This is a genomic window from Nitrospinota bacterium (assembly GCA_027619975.1).
Taxonomy (GTDB): Bacteria; Nitrospinota; Nitrospinia; order Nitrospinales; family VA-1; genus JADFGI01.
On sequence record JAQCGX010000032.1, the window covers coordinates 19,342 to 38,601 of the forward strand.

The following is a 19,260-nucleotide window of genomic DNA, read 5'->3' on the forward strand; positions in this document are numbered from 1 at the left end:
GCTATCTCCTTTCCTCACCAAACAATTTTCCCCATTTCCCCTGCACCTGATCTTTAATCGCCTGGGACATGACGATTTCATCGGGCCAATCCTGCTCATAGCCTTCCTCGGGGAGTTTGCGGGTCACGTCGATTCCCAGGTTTTTTCCCACAAAATGAAAATCCCGTTTGGGGTCGAGGTTGTTGAAGAACTTCCACATGACTTGAGAATAATCCTGCAAATCGACATGGGCTTCCAGGACGATGAGGATGGATATCGTGGCAAATCCCGGATTCTTGAAAAAAGCGGAAATGAATTCCTTCGGCTGATGAGGACGGGTTTTATCGTAGGCCACGAACATCACGGGATGCCGGACTTCTAAATCCAGAATTCTGCAATCCTTCACTTCTTTGAACCGATCGACCACCGCCTTCGGGTTGGGCAGATTTGCGGATGGGCGGCGAGTCAAAAGATCTTCTCCAAACCCCGGTTCACCTTCGATTTTTGTGGTGGCGTCGATTCCCAGTTTCGAGCCATACAGGGCCTGATCGGAGCCGTGGTTCAAAACGTCGAGAATGCCTTCCGAGAAAAACAAATCACGTTTTAAATCCATGCGGTTGAGAAGCACCTTGAGAACGGCTTCAGTGCTGTGAACATCTACATCCGCATCGACCACCAGAATGGTTTTAACAAAACTCATCTGCCCCAGGCCCCACAGGGCGCTCATCAGGCGCCGGGCCTGCATGGGATAGCGTTTGTCGATGGAGAGGATCACCGAGTTGTGAAACACGCCTTCCAGCGGCATGTCCATATCGACGATTTCCGGCAGTTGCGTGCGCATGAGCGGCAGAAAGATGCGCTCCGTCGCCTTGCCCAGATAATAATCTTCCTGCGGCGGAATGCCGACGATGGTGGTCAGGTAGACGGGATCTTTGCGGTGGGTGATGGCGGTCACATGGAATACCGGGTAGTCGTCATCCTGCGAATAGTATCCGGTGTGATCGCCGAAGGGACCTTCCAACCGCATCTCATTGGGGTCGATATAACCTTCGAGAACGATTTCTGCCGTGGCCGGGACCTCAAGGTTCACCGTCTTACATTTCACCAGCGGCACTGCCGATTTACGGATGAAGCCCGCCAGCAGAAATTCATCGATGCCGTAGGGCAGGGGAGCGGACGCGGCATAGCACACCGCAGGATCGGCGCCGATGGCGACCGCAACTTCCATTCTCTTATTTTGACGGCGGTACTCGTGGAAAAAATGCGCCCCGTCCTTATGGATGTGCCAGTGCATGCCGGTGGTATTTTTATCGTAGACCTGCATGCGGTAGAGGCCGACGTTTCTCAATTTATCGTCGGCACTGCGGTTGATAACGACAGGCAAGGTAATGAACCGTCCGGCGTCATCGGGCCAGCACTGGAGAATGGGAATGGTTCCAAGATCGACGGCGTCGCCTGTGTGCACCACTTCCTGACAGGGGGCCTTGCTGGCACCCACTATTTTTGGCGGGAAATTCGCCGCGTTCAATAATAGCGGAAGCAGTTTGACTTTATCCAGAAGCGTCGCAGGTGGGGCGATTTTCAGGTAACGGTCAATTTCCCGCGCGATATCTTCGATGTCGTCAACGCCAAGAGCCAGGTTCATGCGGCGCGTACTGCCGAACGCATTGATCAGCACCGGCATGGCGGAGCCTTCCACGTTTTCGAATAACAACGCTTTGCCGCCGCCGGGCATTTTGGACACCCGGTCGGTGATCTCGGCAATCTCCAGAACGGGAGAAACCGGCTCCGAGATTCGCACCAGCTCATCTTCCTGCTCGAGCGCAACGATAAATTCTTTAAGGGAGTAGAAGGCCATAATTTTTTTAGAAATTTTTAAAGAGACTTATGCGCAAGAGGGTTCTTAATTTTTTTCTTGCTTTTAATCAATAGGTGCAAATCAAAATCCCCCTGGCCCCTTTAAAAAGGGGGGAACCTGCTCCCCCTTCTACGAAGGGGGTTGGGGAGATTTTCTGGTTCGAGTATATCTTACGCCGGAAAGACGGAGCAACCCTTGTGCGTATCTGTCCGCATTCTTTTCCATGTGATAAGATGGCGCAATGATTTTCTACTTTTTTAAACGCTTACTGCATGGCATTCCGGTATTGATCACGGTTATCACATTAACCTTCGGCATCATGCATCTCGTTCCCGGCGGACCGTTCGACACCGAGAAAAAACTGCCTCCTGAGATTATCGCCAATATCGAAGCCAAGTATCATCTCAATGAACCGCTGATAACGCAATACCTGCTTTATATGAAACAGGTGTTGCAAGGTGATCTGGGGCCGTCTTATAAATACATTGGCCGGGATGTGTCCGCTATTATCGCAGAAACGTTTCCCGTGTCATTGACGTTGGGCCTCTGCGCGGTGGTGGTCATTTTAGGTTTTGGCATTCCAGCGGGAATCATATCCGCTTATTGGCGCAACTCGGCGGTGGACCGGACCTGTGTTTTTGTGGCGACGTTGGGGATTTCCGTCCCCAGTTTTGTATTGGGAACGGTACTGGTCTGGGGGCTTTCCCATAAACTGCATTGGCTGCCTCCGGCTTTATGGGAGGGGCCGCGTCATGTGGTGATGCCCGCCATCGCTTTGGGAGCAGGGTTCGCCGGATACATCGCCCGTTTGACCCGGTCCACGGTGCTCGACGTGCTGACATCCGATTACATCCGCACGGCGCGCGCCAAGGGATTGTCGGAGCCTGTGGTGTTGTTGAAACACGCGCTTAAAAATTCCATTTATCCTATCGTTTCGGTGATGGGGCCGCTCGTGGCCGGGCTGGTGACGGGGTCGTTCGTCATCGAATTTATTTTTTCGATCCCCGGCATGGGCAGTTTTTTCATCACCGCCGTGACCAACCGCGATTATCCGCTGATTATGGGGGTGACGCTGGTGTATGCGGTGTTGATCGTTTTGGCCAATATAGTGGTCGATATGCTTTATGTTTGGCTGGACCCCAGAGTTTCATTGGGGAAATAGTTGAGAGGTGGACAAAAATAGCGTGATCCCTTTATGAATAAATTCCCCCTATCCTCCAAACTCAGCGCGTTGTTCTTGTTGCTTCTCTCATTAGCCGCTATTTTCGCCCCGTGGGTGGCTCCCTTTTCCTATGAAACTCAGGACACGTTAAATACCCTGGCTTCTCCCAACCCGGCGAATTGGCTGGGTACGGACCGCCTGGGCCGGGATTTATTATCCCGCATGATTTACGGAGCGCGGGTTTCTCTGTTTGTCGGGGTGGTCACCACGTTACTGGCGATCGTCATCGGCACGATTTACGGCGCGGTCTCGGGATATATCGGCAAAAGGACGGACAACGTCATGATGCGCTTCGTCGATGTGGTCTTTGCGCTCCCCGATCTTTTGATGATCATTCTGATCACGGTGGTGATGGGCCGGGGGGTGACGGGGATCTTCATTGCCTTAACGCTTGTCAGCTGGGTGACGGTGGCCCGGCTGGTTCGTGGGGAAGTTCTGCGCATCAAGGAATTGCCCTATATAGAGGCGTCCAGGGCTCTTGGAGCCGGTCATTTGCGCATCTTCACACGGGAAATTTTCCCCAATATGGTTGGTTTGTTGATTATTACCCTGAGCTTCCGCATCCCCGTGACCATTCTCGCCGAATCGACCCTCAGTTTTATTGGACTGGGGATCACGCCACCTTTTAGCAGTTGGGGAACCCTGGCCAACGATGGCTGGACGGCGGTCAAGTTTTATCCGCACCTGATTCTCTTTCCCGCAATGGCCATATTTTTAACCATTCTTGCGTTTAATTTTCTGGGAGAAGGGTTACGAGACGCTTTGGACCCTCGGGCCTGAAGGTAGGATTTGGCCTGAAAAGCCTTTCCGTCGGAATGGAGACGCATTATTTTCTTTCATCGGTTTTTTGTTTAATATAAAATAAAGGTCTGGAAAAGGTGTGTTTCATACTTGCTATTTTCATGTAACCTATTGATATTTTTACAGGAACCTTGGAAAAAGAATATCGAATTGACAAGTTTTTAAAATAGTTATAGATTGACCCCTTTTTGTGCCAAATGGGGATGTCGCTCAATGAGAATAGAGAAATATTGATGAGCCAAATCAAAGATGATCTCATATGTGAAATTATTCGCGTTTCACAGACCAATCTTTTGGGAAGAAAGCAACGCGGAGCGGGGGATCATAAGGGAGAAGAAAGTATTCTTGCCTGGATCAAATGCAACGCGGCGAATTATCGAAAGAGTTTCATGGTCGATTTAAAGGCATTCTCGGCTACCGAGTTGGGAGAAATTTTGAGTAAACTGACTAAGTCTGGAACAGACTTGAGCCAGATTCTGGAAGGATGTAGCTGGACGCCGGCCCAGACCAAACCTTCGCAATAAATTTTTTAAAGAAGTGAACTGATTTATGGAAGACGCGCAAGCTTCGCCCGAAAAAAAAGAGGAAGCAACCGAAGTGGCTGAAAAAGTAGCAACACCCAAACCCGCCGCCAAAGCCAAACCCGCCGCAAAAGAAAAAGCTCCCGCCAAGCCGTTGGTCGATAACGGAGATGGCACCGTCACCGATCCTAATTCTGGATTGATGTGGAAAAAAACCGATGCGTGGATTGACATGCACAAGTTTTACCTCTGGTCGAACCACCGGGAATATGTAGATAAATTCAATAAGGAAAAATTCGCAGGTTATGAAAACTGGCGCATTCCCAGTAAAGCCGAAGCGATGACGATTTTTGATAATACTAAGGAATGTATGGATAAAAACGGGACTCTGTTTCCCCTCGACCCCATATTTGAAGCCGGTGGGGCCAGTAACACCTGGATCAGCGAATGCACAGATGAAAAGATTATTCGCTTTGATGGTAAAATAGGCGTGGATACTCCTTATCCGAATCAGGACGTTTGGTCCTCCATGCGGTTGGTTCGCAAGGAAGGGGAGGCTCCGCCTGCACCTGTTGGAGTAGATCCTGTTGCGATCGAGGCCGAAGCGGCTTCAGCCCCGGCGGAAACTGCGGATTCCAAAGCGGCCCCTGCATCTGGCAAACCGGCGGCCCCAAAACCTGCGGTAGCCAAAGCAGCATCTGGCGGTGGGACTCCGGCACCGACACCCAAAAAAGAATTCTCATCGGCAGAAAGAGCCGCCATGCTGGCAAGGGCCAAGGCGCATGCGGCGGATAAGAGAGCTCGCAAGGCAAAAGGCTAAGTCTGGTTTTCTTTACCAGAGAGGCTGCAATTGCGGTCGGGTAAGATTCAGTCCTCTTCAATTTTGAATCTGACGACAAAGTCTCCGCGTTTTTTCCCCCAAAGAATTGCCGCTCCCAAACCGGGCAGTCGAAGTTCTTCCCCGGTGAGTGTTCCATCCTCCACCTGTATTGTTTGAACCGAATCCAACGTCTCAATTTCCAGAGGACCGCCATTTTCAGCTAACTCAGGGGAAATCAGGACTTCTGCATAGATGTCGTCTTTCATCCGCTTGAACCGGGGGTGAGGTTGCAAACACACCTGCAATAACAAATCTCCGGGAGGTCCGCCATTTTTGCCTTCCCCGCCTTCATTGTTGATGCGGAGGGTGTAACGGTCCCCCACTCCAGGGGGGATTTTGGCGTTCACGGTCGCGGCCTTGACCACCAGACGTTTTCCCTTGCAGACGGAGCATTCCTTCTCGTCGATGCTTCCGGTTCCATCGCAATCCAGGCATTTGAAATATTTTTCATAGCTGTAGGGAATGGTGCCTCCCAAAGCGATGGTGCTGAGAGGAAGTTCGACCATGAATTGCAGGTCGAAGCCTCTAGTGGGAAATTCCGGATCGAATTTCTGCTCTTCCTCGGGAGGGGTCTGGCGAAAATCCCCGTGTTGCTCAGGCCGCCGCTTCCTGAAATTAAAATCATCCTGCGCATCGGTCCAAGTGGTTCCGCCCGGAGTTGGCCGACGCTGTTGAGATTTCTGTTGATAGGTCTGGTCGTATTCTTTGCGCTTTTTTTTGTCGCTGAGAACCGTATAGGCAACGGAGATGATCTTGAAATTGTTTTCCGCTTTTTCACTGCCATTATTAACATCGGGGTGGTGTTTCTTGGCCAGTTCGCGGTAGCGTTTTTTAATATCTGCAAATGAAGCGGATTTTTCAACGCCAAGAGTTTTGTAATAATTCTTTATCTGGCTCATAGTTCGGAAGAAAATTCAGGGAGGTAAAAGTAGCAATTAAATTCATTTACAAAAACATTTTATCGCTAATGGCCAGGCGGGACAAGAACCCATTCAAATTAGCTTTGCGGAAAACCTCAAATATGAGTATATTTTGTTAGGTATTTCCATTAAGTACATCCAGCCACCGAACTCCAGGGTTTGCGATGGAAAAAATTCCGGTAAAAATCTTAATTCCCTTCATTCTACTGACAATAGTGGCGTGTGCGCATCCTGTTTCCCAAGGCATGCGGGCGACTCTGGACCCTGGTATCAGTGTGTCTGGCCTGTTTGAATCGCCAGATAATTATGTGGGTAAAAGGGTGATGCTGGGTGGAGTCGTCGTCGAGACCCGAAATTTCCCCGAGAAAAGCGAAATTGAAGTGGTGCAGAAGGAAATCGATTCTTCCGGGCGTGTGAGTGCCAATGATGCAACTTTTGGACGCTTTATATTCCGTCAGCGGGGATATCTGGAGTCCGAAATTTATGCCAAAGGGCGGGAGGTCATTGGAGTGGGTAAAGTGGTGGGTAGTCAGCTTGGGAAAATAGGGGACCGGGAATACCTGTTTCCTGTTGTCGAAGTTGAAGAATTGCATCTCATCAAAAATTACCCGCAATCCCCTTACTATTACAACGACCCTTTTTATCCCTATTATTTTGAATTTTTTTATTACCCGTTGCACAGACGTTATTACCGCCACCCGTATTTATATTAAGACAAACTGTTGCCATGAAATTCCGACTCAACCGCAATTTCCTTTGGATGATTCTCATTTTATGCGGCTGTGCACCCGTCCTGTCGCAGGCTGTCACTGATGCGTCCGACCGCAATGTTCTATTCGGAGATTTGCAGCGCAACACTGACAGGTACATCGGTAAATCGGTTTTGTTTGGCGGAACCATCATTCGGGTGGGTAATGACCCTGAAGGGGGTTGGGCGAAAATTCTGCAAAGACCGCTGGGGTTCCGAATGGAACCGGAAATGGATGACCAGACCGGTGGGCGTTTTTTATTGCTGACCAACGAAATTCTGGACGAGCAGATTTTTTCCAAGGGACGAAAAATCACCCTGGTTGGAAAAGTGGAAGGCAAAGAACCCCGGTCCCTGGATAAAATCAGCTATGACTACCCTCTACTGCGCGTTCAGGAATACCATCTCTGGCCCTTAAGCCAAAATCGCACGGGTCCCGGACCCGACTTTCATTTCAGTCTGGGAATATTTGGTTCTTTCTAGCTCAATCGTTCAGGGGTTATGAGCGGTCGACCCGAGGCTGACCTCCCCGGAATCGAAGGCTATCTCTTCGCCACTTTTTGTGCGCATCAATAATCTGCCCTCTGAGTCAAGCCCCAGTGCGGTTCCATGAATTACCGACTTGCCCTTGGTGACAGAGATTTTTTTGCCGAACATGTCGGAATGGTTCGCCCATTTATTAATGACATCCGGACTCCTGTTCTGGAGATACGCGTCGTACTCCTGATCCAGATGACGAATGATAGCGGTGGCTAAAGCCTGCCGGTCCACAGGGCTTCCGGTTTCAATCATGAGGGAGGTGGCGATTGGCCTTAAATCTTCAGGGAAATCATTTCGGGAGTGATTGACATTGACCCCGATGCCGATGATTACAGCGCTTTCACCGCTTTGAGTTGCGTGATACTCCGAAAGGATGCCGCATAATTTTTTCCCGTTTAACAGAATATCGTTGGGCCATTTTAATTGCACCTTCTGGCTTGAAAACTCATTGATCGCCTGCACTGAGGCCAACCCCGCCAACAATGTCAGTTGAGGCAGGCGTTGCGGCTGAATCTGTGGTTTTAACAGAACGGACATGTAGATGCCGGTTCCTGGTGGAGACACCCAGGATCGTCCCATACGTCCGCGTCCGCGCGTCTGCGACTCAGCAATCAGGACCAGCCCCTCCAAGGCTCCTTCTTCAAGGTACTTCTGAGCCAGGTCATTGGTTGAGTCTATCTCATCAAAAACAAGGATATAAGAACCCAGACGAACGGGTCTCAGGTCATTTCGGATTTTTTCTGCATCCAGCGGGGAAGAGTTTGACACAACGGCCTCAGGTTTCAGGGGTGTGATTTTATTGTCCGATTCACGATTGTAAGGAAAAAATGTAAAAAATTCATTGAATTATTGGAGAAATATTGCTAAAAAGCTAAATCTAAAATTGGCAGGTTCAATTTTTTTTGATAGCATGTGCGTCAAAATAAAAAGGAGAGAGTTGGATGAAAAAGGTTTTGTTCTTGTTGGTTTTAACGATTGGTTTGATGGCTATTACCTCATGTTCGATGGAAAACAAGTATCCCCACGGTCAGCAGGTTAAACCGGAAACCGTAGAAGAAAAAAAATAACAGGCTTTTTTTAATTGACTGATACCCGCCTCACCTGTGAGGCGGAAAAGCCTGAACTTCCTTCGGCTAAAGTATGCCCTTGCCTCCATTCTGCGGGGCTCATTTTCTAATGAAAAAAGGGTTCTTTTTTTTCAATCACTCGGTCCCACGGGTGTCACTCCTTTTAGCAAAACATTCCTAACTTCTTGACAATTCTGGTTTGCAGGATGATAGAATAGCTGGAAATTTCCCCACGCCTGTAATCATTCTGGATTATTATTTCTGATCCGAGTTGCAGCGGAAGCGGACCGCAGGGCGGAATCGCGCGGTATTGAGGAATTTTTTGGAACCGTTCCTTTTTGCAAAGGTGCGTTTGTTTCGTATTACTATTTTGCTCAATGATCAATGGAGATATGAATAGTGGGACCTGTAACGGTAGAGGCAGTCCGAGAGGCTCAGGAACTCCTCAAAAGCGGAATGAGTCATCACGAGAAAAAAGACTTCAGCGAAGCGGTTGAGGATTTTAAGAAGGTAGCGTTAATTCATCCTTTTGATGAAAATCATCTTCCCGAACTTGAAAAAAAATTAAAGGCGGGTGGTTATAAAAAACAGCAGGAAAGTATTGCCTTCATGGGATGCGCTTCGGTACACCTGCAGCATTTAGCTCAGCAATTGAGCAATGACCAAAAAGCTGAAGTGCCTATCGATGAACAGTTTGTTGAAATTTTCAAAGAATGGGAGTGACTGGATTCGAATCTCCAGCTCATGGCAGTGCGTCGATGAGAATTGATCTTAAAAGACAGGGAAGGAAGGTTGGCAGTGGATAAAGAATTTCTTCATAACGTTTTCAGAGCCGAAATCAAGGATCGGAAGATTCCTTTAAGCCTGGGTAAAACCTGCCCGGTGAAGTGTGCATTTTGTTACGAGAAAGACCACAGCTACCGAACAACCTTCGATACCCCCCGCTCCACTCAGGAAGATTGGGATTTCATTTTTAATGAGATTCAGAAATACCCCACCAAGAAGGACGAATCGTGGGTCCTGGGTGGCAACGAATATATGGAATGGACGGATCTGCCTCTGCATCCCAAGGCTTTGGATTGGGTCGAGGAGTTTCTTGAGAAGACCGATAAAAATATCATCATGTTTACCGTTGGGTACACGGACCCGGTACGAATCAATAAACTGGCCGAAAGATTCCCCGGCAGAATAAATTTTGAATTGTCGGTGATCACCCTGGGCGAAGCCCGGAAAAAGCTGATGCCCAATGGCCCCAGCGTTAAACAGGTGCTTGAAATACTGGATGGTCCGGCGGTGACATCCGCCAATTTTTATTCCTTCGGAGCGAACACCATGTCGGAGGACGCCCGAACGATTTCTAAGATCAATCCCAATGTTTTGCTCTGGATGGGATGCCTGACGCCCCTGAAATATATCGATCCCGACACCACCGCCCTGATGCGGTACGGAAAAAAATTCCTTGCAGAGGAAGCACGGAAAATTTACGGTTTTGATCTTCCCAATATCATGATGTTGCATACGGAATCGGATATCACTTCCTTTTTGAACCGTAAAAAAATCATAAAAGTTTTTGACGCCTGTGAGTTGGATAAAAAAGATACCGTGGTGATGGCCGGGAATGTTTACAAGGTTTTGACGATGTTCCGTCAGAATCGAGCAAAATTTCTTTATGTGCCCAACAGTACCCTCGGCGGGGATTCCAATTGCACGACACTATTGACGTTCAGCGATGTTGCCAAGCGATTGACGGGGCAAACCCGAGTTTATTTACCCAAAGTCATACTGGAAAAGTCGTCTCAAGAGGAAATGGACATTTCGGGAGAAACTTTTGACGAATTCAAAGCCAAATTTCCCCGTTGCACTTTCAAAGTCTTGAATAAAGTGAATTCCAAGCTATCCAATAAAAAATTGTATGAAAAAGGATATTTGAAAAATTACGTGGAAGATTATCTGGGGGACCCCTTGTCAAAGAAATTTGAAATGATGGCCTCTCCGAATTGAATCCTGCCCCTGGTCTTTAGGTCAAATTGGAAAAGGAGAAAGCATGCAGTACAGGTTGAAAGTGGTGTTTGTCGATAATCAGGAATTGGAATGCGAGCAGACGGAAAAGCACGGCTTCAGTGACGATTTGGAATTGTTCGAAATTACCACAGCGGACGAGGTCATTGTGGTGCCTCTCAAACAGATAAAATACATCTCCTGTGATTCCAAAATATTTAAAAATTAGAGGAGTTGCCGGTCAAGAAACCGGTTGCAAGCAAGGCGGATTTGAAACAGGTGGCTGATTGGTTTGATGGCTTCACCCTCGTTCAGAGCAAAAATGACAGAAGTTGATCTTCGTCATTTTGCCGTGAACAGAGAAGTACGATGCGGTGAAATGATTGCAGGCTTAAAATTTTAATCCCACTTTTTTAAGCCACTTATCGGCGTCAAATTTTCCCTGGAAAAACCTCTCGAACAGAATTTCATTTGGGGTCAAATTCCTGCCATCAACCTTAAAAGGATTGGGTGATTCAATTTTTGCTGGTTTTTCGGCTGCCTTAGAGGCAAATTCATCCGACTGGGGCTCATAACTGGAAGAATCATCGTCTGTGAAAACTAAATCCGAAAGCTCTTCCAGGCTGAGAATTAAATTCAGAACGGAAAGATTGTTGATCATATCTTTTTCTTTAAAATCCGCCAGAACGGTCCTGACATCCTCTGAGGATACGATTGCATTCATGATTGCCTTGTTGAGTTTTTCATACGCCTTATCCAGATGAGAATCGAAAGGGTCCATGACAGCTTTCTCCTAAAAAATATTAATCAGCTCTATGCGTAGTTATAATTACTGGGAAAACAATTGTTATCGGAGCAAGAGTTGTGCCATCTAACGACGTGGATTCTCTAATTTATCAAGGCTTTTAAGTAAAAAGAGTTCTGGGGGGTAAGTTTTTTTGGGGGAGTCAAAAGATCTGAATTTTGGCGTTTAATTTCAATAGATTGTGTCAAAAAATTAACACCTGTGATTAAAAAAAGAGTCAGTCTTTGCATTTTGATTTTCAATAGACCGTTCTTTTTTGAAAACTGCCAAGGGGCAAATTTTTCCTCAGATGGGCAGGTAACGGGTTCAAGGGATTCAATAATTTGAAGGTTGGTGGAGACCTGTGATAGTCTTTCTCTGTTTGCGACCCTAAGGATGGTTTTTGGGGGATATAATTAAGAAGCTTAACGAAACCCTTTTATGGCATTTCCAGTACATAGATATAGACGATTGAGGGCCAAGGCAGGAATTTTACGGTTGGTTCGGGAAACCCATCTTTCTGTGGATGACCTGATCGACCCGATGTTTGTCTGCGAAGGGAAGGGGGTTCGGCAGGAGATTTCTTCCATGCCGGGGATCTTTCGTTGTTCTATCGATAACCTTGTTAAAGACGTCAGAGAAAGCCAGAGTTTGGGGATACCCGCCGTAGTATTGTTTGGCATTCCAGATAAAAAAGACGCGCGTGGTTCGGAAGCTTATAATCCTGATGGAATCGTCCAGCGGGCGGTGAGGGAAATCAAGTCTGCCTGCCCGGAAATGATCGTGATCACCGATGTGTGCATTGATGAATATACAGATCATGGACATTGCGGTTTGGTGGAGGGCAATCGGATTTTAAATGACCCGACTCTCGAACTGTTGGCGAAAATGGCGCATACACATGCCGAGGCAGGGGCGGACATTGTGGCTCCATCGGACATGATGGACGGAAGGGTTCAGGCGATCCGGAGGATCCTGGATCAAACAGGCCACGAAGACACGATTATTCTTTCCTACGCCGCGAAATACGCTTCCGCCTTTTATGGTCCCTTCAGGGAAGCCGCCGATTCGTCTCCAAAATTTGGAGATCGCTGTTCGTACCAGATGGACCCTGCAAATTCTGATGAAAGCATACGAGAAGTTTTACAGGACATCGAAGAGGGAGCGGATATAGTGATGGTCAAGCCGGCTCTGTCCTATTTGGATATCATCCGCAGGGTCCGCGAGGAGGTCCAGGTTCCTGTGGCCGCTTATAATGTGAGTGGGGAGTATTCCATGGTCAAGGCGGCCGCCGAGAAAAACTGGGTGGACGGAGAACGGGTGATGATGGAAATTCTGTTGAGCATCAAACGCGCTGGTGCGCAGATGATCTTGACCTATTTTGCCAAAGAGGCGGCAAAAGTCCTCAATGCCTGATCCCAGGGCGCCATTAATGTCCCAATTTAATGACAAAAACTTAAATCAATATTTTATTTTAACTTCATGTTTGGTAATATCCGTTTGAAAATGAAAGTTTCATTTGTTTATAATACAGTGGTAGAGTCACTTTTCGGTTAAGGAGAAGATTGAATGTCAATTATGGCCAAAAACCTTAGGATGATTCGCAAGGAACTCCGGTGCACCCAGGCGATGATGTCGGATATCCTGAAGGTAGGGTTTCGAACTTATGTCAGGTATGAAGCAGGCGAAAGGGACGCTCCGGTTTCGGTTCTTGTCAAAATCGCCAGATTGGGAAACCTGTCCCTGGAGCAGTTTCTCACCAATGAGGTCGCGAAAAGTTTGATTTCGCCTGTAAAGACGTTAACGAAAAGTTCGACGCCTCCAGCGGTCGGGCTCGTTGATTTCAGTGCGGGGCAAATAAATTTTAAAACCCCTGCGAAGAAAGAGCTTATTACGATTCATCCGTCGGAGAGAAAGTTGCTGTCTCTGTTTCGAAAAATGGACCCGGAGTTGCAGAAAGATAGTTTAGACAATATCGGTAAGGTTTTAAAGGGAAAAGGGAAAGAAGCCAGCTCTTCCCCTGCGACAAAGAAAGAAACTGCGGGCCGCACCGAAAAGACCGCCAGCGCTAAAAAAGTGGTGAAGGGGGCAAAGTCCAAAGCCTCCAAACCGAAAAAGCAAACTCGCCGAAAAGGTCGTTAAAAAAACTTATTCGAGGAAACTCGGTAAGTTAAAAATGATGGCCCGTTGTCCCCAATAATCTATTGTGAGATAAAATTCTGTGAAATCCGCCGAAGTTTCAAGGCAATGGCAAGGCGCGATACTGCTTGCTCTGCTTGTTGGGGTGGGCGGCTTGGAGTTTTACGGGAAGGTTTTCGAGCGCGGCATTGGCCACTACCTCAAGTGGCAGAACCATGAGCGACCTCAGTTGGGCCGTATCTGGGAGCGGGACCGCGAGGCCATTGTGGCGCAAGCCAAGATTCAATCGATTCGCTCGGTTCTGAACCTTCAAGAAAACTCAGCAGAGTCCATTCAAACTTTCAAGCAGTTGTTTGAAAAGGTGGAGCCTGCCTTTCCCTTGGTTGTATCCCGGAAAAAATTTATCGACTTGTATTTCGATTTTCCAGGCCCCTGGTCCGAGCGCATTGTTTCTCCGTATGAGTTGCTGCAAATCGATGCGGAAAAAACCTGGGATCGCGTCTTTCTAAAAAGATTTGGTCCCTGGATCACCATTGGATTTCTCGATCTCCAGGGAGTTCCCCTCCGGGAAATTTTTCTTTCCGTAGACACCTTGTTTGAAGTGAATTCGACCCGTACCATCAAGCGTGGGCGGTTGGATGAAATGGGATTCAAGGATGCCCGGATTTTTTCCAGAGAGCAGGTGGTTTCGATCATCGAGACACTGGATGCCCGAACCCAGAAAGCTGTCTTTCCGGAGCCCCGATGGTTTCTTGCGAAAGATTATCACGTCACCCGCATCGGAATTTCTGATCAGGCTTCCAGCTCAAATAACCATATGGTGTTTGGAATTGAATACACCACCGACTATTACATCGGTGTCCTTTTGATTCCGGTGCCTTTGGATATTGCGTACAACATGCTTTCTCAAATTGAAAAAACGGAGGGTGAAAATTCGACCGGAGATTTAACTTCCCTGGCGATTCCTTCCGGAGGAAACTTTTGACCCGCCCCCTGATTGAGAAATTTTATTTCTTCCTGTACACGGTTCTGCTGTTTGTGGTTTTAGCTGGAATGGGCGTTTACTTTGTGCTCAGCAAAGACCTTCCTCAACTTCCCGCCAATCTGGAAAATATCAATCTGAGCCTGCCGACCGAGATTTACTCCTCCGATGGAGAAAGGATTAAGGTATTAGGCGAGAGGCTGCCCGTTTCCATTGGCGATATTTCTCCAAACTTTTTAAATGCCATTGTAGCCGTTGAAGATGCAAATTTCTTCAAGCATCAGGGATTGGACCATGTAGGGCTCCTTCGTGCGTTCCTGGCCAATATCCGAGCCAGACGGGTCACTCAGGGCGGCAGCACCATCACGCAACAATTGTCGAAGAATTTGTTTTTTTCTTTTGAGAGAAACTTTGTCCGCAAGATCAAAGAACTCCTTATCGCTTTACAACTTGAAGCTACGTTTACCAAGGAGATGATCCTGGAGGCCTATTGCAATCAAATTTATTTTGGCAGTGGCGCTTATGGAGTTGAGGAAGCTTCTCAGGTTTATTTTGCTAAACGGGCACAGGATTTGACCCTTTTACAGGCGGCATTATTGGCCGGACTGCCCAACTCTCCAAACAGCTCCAATCCTTTTAATAATATGGAACGCGCCATGAACCGGGCCCGTTTCGTGTTGAAACGTATGGAGAGCGAGGGTTGGATCACCGCTGGACAAAATGAGGAAGCTGTTCAATCCGACCTCGAACTGCGAAAACCAAAGGATTTCTCCGATCCTAATCTCTATTTTTTAGATTTCGTGATCGATAAACTTGAAAAAGACTATGGCAAAGAGTTTGTCCATTTCGGGGGTTTGAAAATTTACACCACTCTGGACAGCCTGCAGCAATCATTGGCTTTAAAAGCGGCCCTCTCGCATCTGGAAGGTCTGGAAGAGGGTATGCGAAAACGTGAATCCAAAGATCCCTTACAGGTGGCGTTGGTCTCCGTGGAAAACAAGAGCGGTGCAGTTCGAGCTTTCTTGGGCGGGAAAAACTATTCCCATAGCCAGTTCAACCGCGCGGTATCCAATAACCGCCTTCCAGGTTCTTCTTTCAAGCCGTTTGTTTATCTGACGGCCATGGAAGAGTTAGGCTACTCCCCGGCCACGGTGGTGAAGGATGAACCCATCTCTATTGAGGTTCCAGGAAACGAACCCTGGGAGCCGAAAAACTTTGGTGAAAAATTTGCCGGTGATATCATCCTCAAAAAGGCCTTGATGCAATCCATCAATGTTGTCTCCGCGAAACTCATACAGGCAGTGGGACCGGATAAGGTAATCCAAACCGCACGACGGTTTGGCATCAAAAGCCCTTTGGGAAATCATCTGTCTCTGGCGTTGGGAACTTCCGGTGTCTCCCCCCTGGAAATTGCTTCGGCTTTTAGCGGTATTGCCAACCTGGGAATTTATAACGAACCCTACTTTATCGAGAAAATTGAAGATTTTCACGGCAACCAGCTGTATGAACATTTTTACCAGGGGGTTCAGAGATTTCCACAAAAAGTCATGTATCCCTTGCTGGATATGATGCAGGGAGTGGTGGAGGCAGGTTCGGGAAGCGTGGTTCGCCGAATGGGTTTTTTACCTCCAGCCGCTGGAAAAACAGGAACCACGAACGATTTTAAGGATGCCTGGTTCAATGGATTCACGAAAGACTTTTCGGTTTCTGTCTGGGTGGGGTACGACAATAATGAACCGATGCTGGATCGCAATGGTAGAGGGCTGACAGGAGGGAGAGCGGCGGCGCCTATCTGGGTGTTTTTTCTGCAAAAGGTATTGGAGGGGAAAAATATAGTGAAGTTTCCCGTTCCTGCAGGAATCAAATTTGAAACCGTGGATACTCAAACGGGGTTCCTCGCCGATGGGAAATCCGAGGAAACCATGCGGGTCGCCGTCAAAGAGGAATTGGATCTCAGTCCTCCTCCAACTGATTTCATGCAGAAACTGGATGAGGCAATTTCCGCCACCTCAGATCTATTTTTTGGTTCGGATAATTAATGACCACCGGGATTTAAAGGGTTAATCCTTTTTGGTATTGGCGATCGTCAGCCCCTGAACTTCAGGGAAACTTCTACATAAGGCTGTAGTTTTCGAGATACCGTTATGTTTCAGACCTTAAAATTTTTTATACTGCGAACCGGGATTTCACTTTTCCTGTTTATATTTCTGGGTTTTTTTACCCTTTATCTGGTTCACGAGATCGCCCTTCCAACAGCAGGGTTCGATGATGGAATGATCCAGTGGACACTGCTATTTATCAGTGTCTTTTTCGGTTTTTTTGCCACCGGACAGATTGGCGATCAGCGGTTCCAAAATGCCTTTCATGCATTGAAAGGGGTCGGTCCCTTAAACGACAAGCAATTGATCACCCTGCAATTTGAGAAATTGATTCTTTTCACAGAGTCCTCCTTTTTTCTTCCCGGTCAGGCTCGCCGCTTCAGAGGATTGGTGGTGCGTAAATACGCCGATTTTCTTTTGTCCATTGGCCGTGAAGAACCGGAAGCCCTCAAGATCTATTTAAAAGCGTTTTTGCAGAACCCACAAAATTCAAAGTTTCGCTCGCCGTTGCTATCCATCCTCCGGCAGGGAGGGGATTTGACCGAAAATGAAATCGACTTGCTCATGGTGATGCTGAGAGCGGAAGACTATAAAGACGCTTTCATCATTAACCATCTAGCGGCAATTTTCTTACAAAAACAAAAACTGTCCGCAAAAACGGAACCGGTGCTTTTATATGCCGTGGAAAATCATTCCAACGTCGCTCCTGAAATTTTGCAATTTGTGGTCCCCATTTTATTGGAAAATGATCGGGCGGACATGAATGCCCTGCGTTTTTATTTGCAGGCACTGCCTCTGCAATTGACCGAAGACCGTAGGATGCGGGAAATCCTCGGAAAAATTTATTGTCAGGAGTTGTTTGAAGGAATCGATCCGGTTTTGCATGAAAAGTGCGGGCAAACGTTTTCCCAGTTGGAGCCCGGCAAACAGGCTGAAATCAGGCAGGCTGTGGAAGATAGCCGGATTTTCGGACATCTGAAAAAAATCAATCTGTTCAGTCGTGACGACGTTCAAGAAATCAGCCGCCTGAAAGTCCGGCTGGGAATGGAGCATTCGATCCTTCACAGGCTGGGAAATGGAATACTGGGGATTGGTAAGTTTTTCCAAAGGATGGTTAAAAGGCTTTTTCTAAAGCTGATTGATGGGGTAATTTATTTTGGTCAAGCCCGGTTGTGGGTAAAACTGGGTTCCCTTTCTGTGCTTTTCTTTTTGGTGGTGGTAGGGCTTGGGCTGATACAATGGAGGACCGGCCATAAAGACCTTATTGAAGAAAAAGTAAAACCGCCTGAGGCTGTTGCACCGAGTTCCAAGCCGGTCGCAACCAAACAAAATAAAGTGCATTCCATCCAAGTTGCCGCTGTGACTTCTTCCAAACAAGCGAATCAGCTTATAAAATTTCTTAAGCAAAAGGGCGTGAAGGATATTTTCATTGTCAAATCGCCTCGCCAGTCGGGAGGTGATTGGTACAAGATTCGTGTTGGCCCTTTTGATGCGAAAGATGCCGCGTTGCAAATGGCAAACCGGATGATGGACGATAAGCTGATACAAAACTATTTTTTGATATCGACACCCAAACCAGAAGTCACAAAGAAGAAGCCTTGAATCAAAATTTGATGGCGGGCAATAGGGGTCTGTGGAGGATCACACGGGTTGTTTGACTCCTTCAATAGCTTTCACGATGTCCAGGTAGACGTTTTGTTCCGACTGAACTTTGAATCCCGCTTTGCGGACATTTGCTACGGTATCGCGGTCGAGGTGGGTTCCTTCCAGTGCCTCGGTGAACAAGGACATGAATTTGAGGCTCAACCCATAAACGAGGTTTTTACTCATAACGTGTTCAAACATCAATAATTTTCCGCCTGGTTTCAGTACCCGGCGACACTCCTGCAATCCTGCGACCGGGTGGGTCACGGTGCAGAACACACAGACCGTAACGATGGTGTCAAAGGTGTTGTCGGGAAAAGCCAGGGATTCCGAATTCATCAGGCAAAATCGGATTTTACCCTGATATTGTTCCGCTCTTAAGAGAGCGCGTTTCAGCATTTGCGGGCTGAGGTCGATGCCGGTGATGTCGAGACCGGGAGGAAAATTGATGACCTCCATCCCGGTGCCGACGCCGATATGCAAAACTTTCCCCTGCATTCTTTGGAAAAGATTTTTTTGCGCATCGCCCCATCGACGCATGTCTCCCTGGCGAAAAAAGTCGAAAACTCGGGCGAGCCCATCGTAATTTTTATGTTTGGCCATGAGTTAAGTGGAGCGCAGCAGTTTTTTATTAGAAAAATATATGAGCAACGCCACGGTGAAACCCAAAACTCCGCCAACGGCTACAATGCACTCAACAGGAACACTGCCCTGAGCGGCGCCCATGCCGCTTAGCATGCCGACCATCATGGCAATGAGGCTCACCGGAATCATGACTTCAAAGGCCCCGAAAAAAGGCGCCAAAAGAATCAGCAACATGAACTTCAAAACCATGCCGATGACTCCGCCCACCGCCATTGCTAGAAACATATTCCAATGGGCGGGGATGATTTGACTGACGGCAAAGGCTATAATGGCTCCTGAACACGTTCCGATAAGAAGATCGATAACTTTAAAGTTCATCGTTTAAATTAGGCATAAGAAAATCTAACATAAGGGCACTTCTAAAAATTGACAACGGCACCGAATCGCCAATTCAAAGAAGCGTCTTTTGTTTTAGTGGAACAGGCGACCTGCC

20 protein-coding genes are annotated in these 19,260 nt (G+C 47.6%); 14 read left to right on the forward strand and 6 right to left on the reverse strand.

Features of this window, described 5'->3' with window-relative positions:
* Position 1: 1 nt before the first annotated feature.
* On the reverse strand, positions 2-1,837 hold the full coding sequence (locus O3C58_11275) for a menaquinone biosynthesis decarboxylase (GenBank protein ID MDA0692434.1): 1,836 nt from the start codon (positions 1,835-1,837) through the stop codon (positions 2-4).
* Between the two features lie 241 nt (positions 1,838-2,078).
* Here O3C58_11275 and O3C58_11280 point away from each other — a divergent pair, with 241 nt between their 5' ends.
* From O3C58_11280 to O3C58_11295, 4 genes are all read left to right on the forward strand, one after another.
* Positions 2,079-2,999 (forward strand): ABC transporter permease, encoded by a 921-nt coding sequence (locus O3C58_11280; protein MDA0692435.1) that lies wholly within the window; start codon positions 2,079-2,081, stop codon positions 2,997-2,999.
* 33 nt (positions 3,000-3,032) lie between these two features.
* On the forward strand, positions 3,033-3,839 hold the full coding sequence (locus tag O3C58_11285; protein MDA0692436.1) for an ABC transporter permease: 807 nt from the start codon (positions 3,033-3,035) through the stop codon (positions 3,837-3,839).
* Positions 3,840-4,093: 254 nt separating this feature from the next.
* Positions 4,094-4,384: a hypothetical protein gene (locus O3C58_11290; GenBank protein MDA0692437.1), complete on the forward strand. Its 291-nt coding sequence runs from the start codon at positions 4,094-4,096 to the stop codon at positions 4,382-4,384.
* Positions 4,385-4,409: 25 nt separating this feature from the next.
* On the forward strand, positions 4,410-5,201 hold the full coding sequence (locus O3C58_11295) for a DUF1566 domain-containing protein (protein ID MDA0692438.1): 792 nt from the start codon (positions 4,410-4,412) through the stop codon (positions 5,199-5,201).
* Positions 5,202-5,248: 47 nt separating this feature from the next.
* Here O3C58_11295 and O3C58_11300 read toward each other — a convergent pair whose 3' ends face one another.
* Positions 5,249-6,160: a DnaJ domain-containing protein gene (locus O3C58_11300; GenBank protein ID MDA0692439.1), complete on the reverse strand. Its 912-nt coding sequence runs from the start codon at positions 6,158-6,160 to the stop codon at positions 5,249-5,251.
* A 185-nt stretch (positions 6,161-6,345) separates the two neighbouring features.
* Between O3C58_11300 and O3C58_11305 the strand changes: the two genes are divergently transcribed.
* Both O3C58_11305 and O3C58_11310 read left to right on the forward strand, forming a co-directional pair.
* Complete coding sequence (locus O3C58_11305) at positions 6,346-6,894, forward strand: Slp family lipoprotein (protein MDA0692440.1); 549 nt, start codon at positions 6,346-6,348, stop codon at positions 6,892-6,894.
* Positions 6,895-6,908: 14 nt separating this feature from the next.
* Positions 6,909-7,412, forward strand: coding sequence for a Slp family lipoprotein (locus tag O3C58_11310; protein ID MDA0692441.1), 504 nt, complete (start codon positions 6,909-6,911; stop codon positions 7,410-7,412).
* A gap of 9 nt (positions 7,413-7,421) precedes the next feature.
* On the opposite strand, the gene O3C58_11315 is transcribed toward O3C58_11310, so the two are convergent.
* Positions 7,422-8,237, reverse strand: coding sequence for a biotin--[acetyl-CoA-carboxylase] ligase (locus O3C58_11315; protein MDA0692442.1), 816 nt, complete (start codon positions 8,235-8,237; stop codon positions 7,422-7,424).
* A 698-nt stretch (positions 8,238-8,935) separates the two neighbouring features.
* On the opposite strand from O3C58_11315, the gene O3C58_11320 reads away from it, so the two are divergent.
* The 3 genes from O3C58_11320 to O3C58_11330 all read left to right on the forward strand — a co-directional run bounded on the left by O3C58_11320 (position 8,936) and on the right by O3C58_11330 (position 10,763).
* Positions 8,936-9,259, forward strand: a complete 324-nt coding sequence (locus O3C58_11320) for a hypothetical protein (GenBank protein MDA0692443.1) — start codon at positions 8,936-8,938, stop codon at positions 9,257-9,259.
* Positions 9,260-9,334: 75 nt separating this feature from the next.
* On the forward strand, positions 9,335-10,537 hold the full coding sequence (locus O3C58_11325; GenBank protein ID MDA0692444.1) for a radical SAM protein: 1,203 nt from the start codon (positions 9,335-9,337) through the stop codon (positions 10,535-10,537).
* Positions 10,538-10,580: 43 nt separating this feature from the next.
* Positions 10,581-10,763: a hypothetical protein gene (locus tag O3C58_11330; protein ID MDA0692445.1), complete on the forward strand. Its 183-nt coding sequence runs from the start codon at positions 10,581-10,583 to the stop codon at positions 10,761-10,763.
* A 162-nt stretch (positions 10,764-10,925) separates the two neighbouring features.
* Here O3C58_11330 and O3C58_11335 read toward each other — a convergent pair whose 3' ends face one another.
* On the reverse strand, positions 10,926-11,315 hold the full coding sequence (locus O3C58_11335; protein ID MDA0692446.1) for a hypothetical protein: 390 nt from the start codon (positions 11,313-11,315) through the stop codon (positions 10,926-10,928).
* 444 nt (positions 11,316-11,759) lie between these two features.
* On the opposite strand from O3C58_11335, the gene hemB reads away from it, so the two are divergent.
* From hemB to O3C58_11360, 5 genes are all read left to right on the forward strand, one after another.
* Positions 11,760-12,734, forward strand: coding sequence for a porphobilinogen synthase (hemB, locus tag O3C58_11340; protein ID MDA0692447.1), 975 nt, complete (start codon positions 11,760-11,762; stop codon positions 12,732-12,734).
* Positions 12,735-12,887: 153 nt separating this feature from the next.
* Positions 12,888-13,460, forward strand: coding sequence for a helix-turn-helix transcriptional regulator (locus O3C58_11345; GenBank protein ID MDA0692448.1), 573 nt, complete (start codon positions 12,888-12,890; stop codon positions 13,458-13,460).
* Between the two features lie 79 nt (positions 13,461-13,539).
* Positions 13,540-14,442, forward strand: coding sequence for a hypothetical protein (locus O3C58_11350; GenBank protein ID MDA0692449.1), 903 nt, complete (start codon positions 13,540-13,542; stop codon positions 14,440-14,442).
* Positions 14,439-16,478 carry a PBP1A family penicillin-binding protein gene (locus O3C58_11355; protein ID MDA0692450.1) on the forward strand — a complete coding sequence of 680 codons (2,040 nt, stop codon included), beginning with the start codon at positions 14,439-14,441 and terminating at the stop codon, positions 16,476-16,478. Before O3C58_11350 ends, O3C58_11355 begins: the two co-directional genes overlap by 4 nt.
* A gap of 105 nt (positions 16,479-16,583) precedes the next feature.
* The gene (locus tag O3C58_11360) at positions 16,584-18,140 is read left to right on the forward strand and encodes an SPOR domain-containing protein (GenBank protein MDA0692451.1); all 1,557 of its coding nucleotides are present in this window, start codon (positions 16,584-16,586) and stop codon (positions 18,138-18,140) included.
* 39 nt (positions 18,141-18,179) lie between these two features.
* Here the strand turns inward: O3C58_11360 and O3C58_11365 are convergent, their stop codons facing one another.
* Together O3C58_11365 and O3C58_11370 are read right to left on the reverse strand one after the other, a co-directional pair.
* Positions 18,180-18,785 (reverse strand): class I SAM-dependent methyltransferase, encoded by a 606-nt coding sequence (locus tag O3C58_11365; protein ID MDA0692452.1) that lies wholly within the window; start codon positions 18,783-18,785, stop codon positions 18,180-18,182.
* Between the two features lie 3 nt (positions 18,786-18,788).
* The gene (locus tag O3C58_11370; GenBank protein MDA0692453.1) at positions 18,789-19,145 is read right to left on the reverse strand and encodes a hypothetical protein; all 357 of its coding nucleotides are present in this window, start codon (positions 19,143-19,145) and stop codon (positions 18,789-18,791) included.
* Between the last annotated feature and the right edge of the window lie 115 nt (positions 19,146-19,260).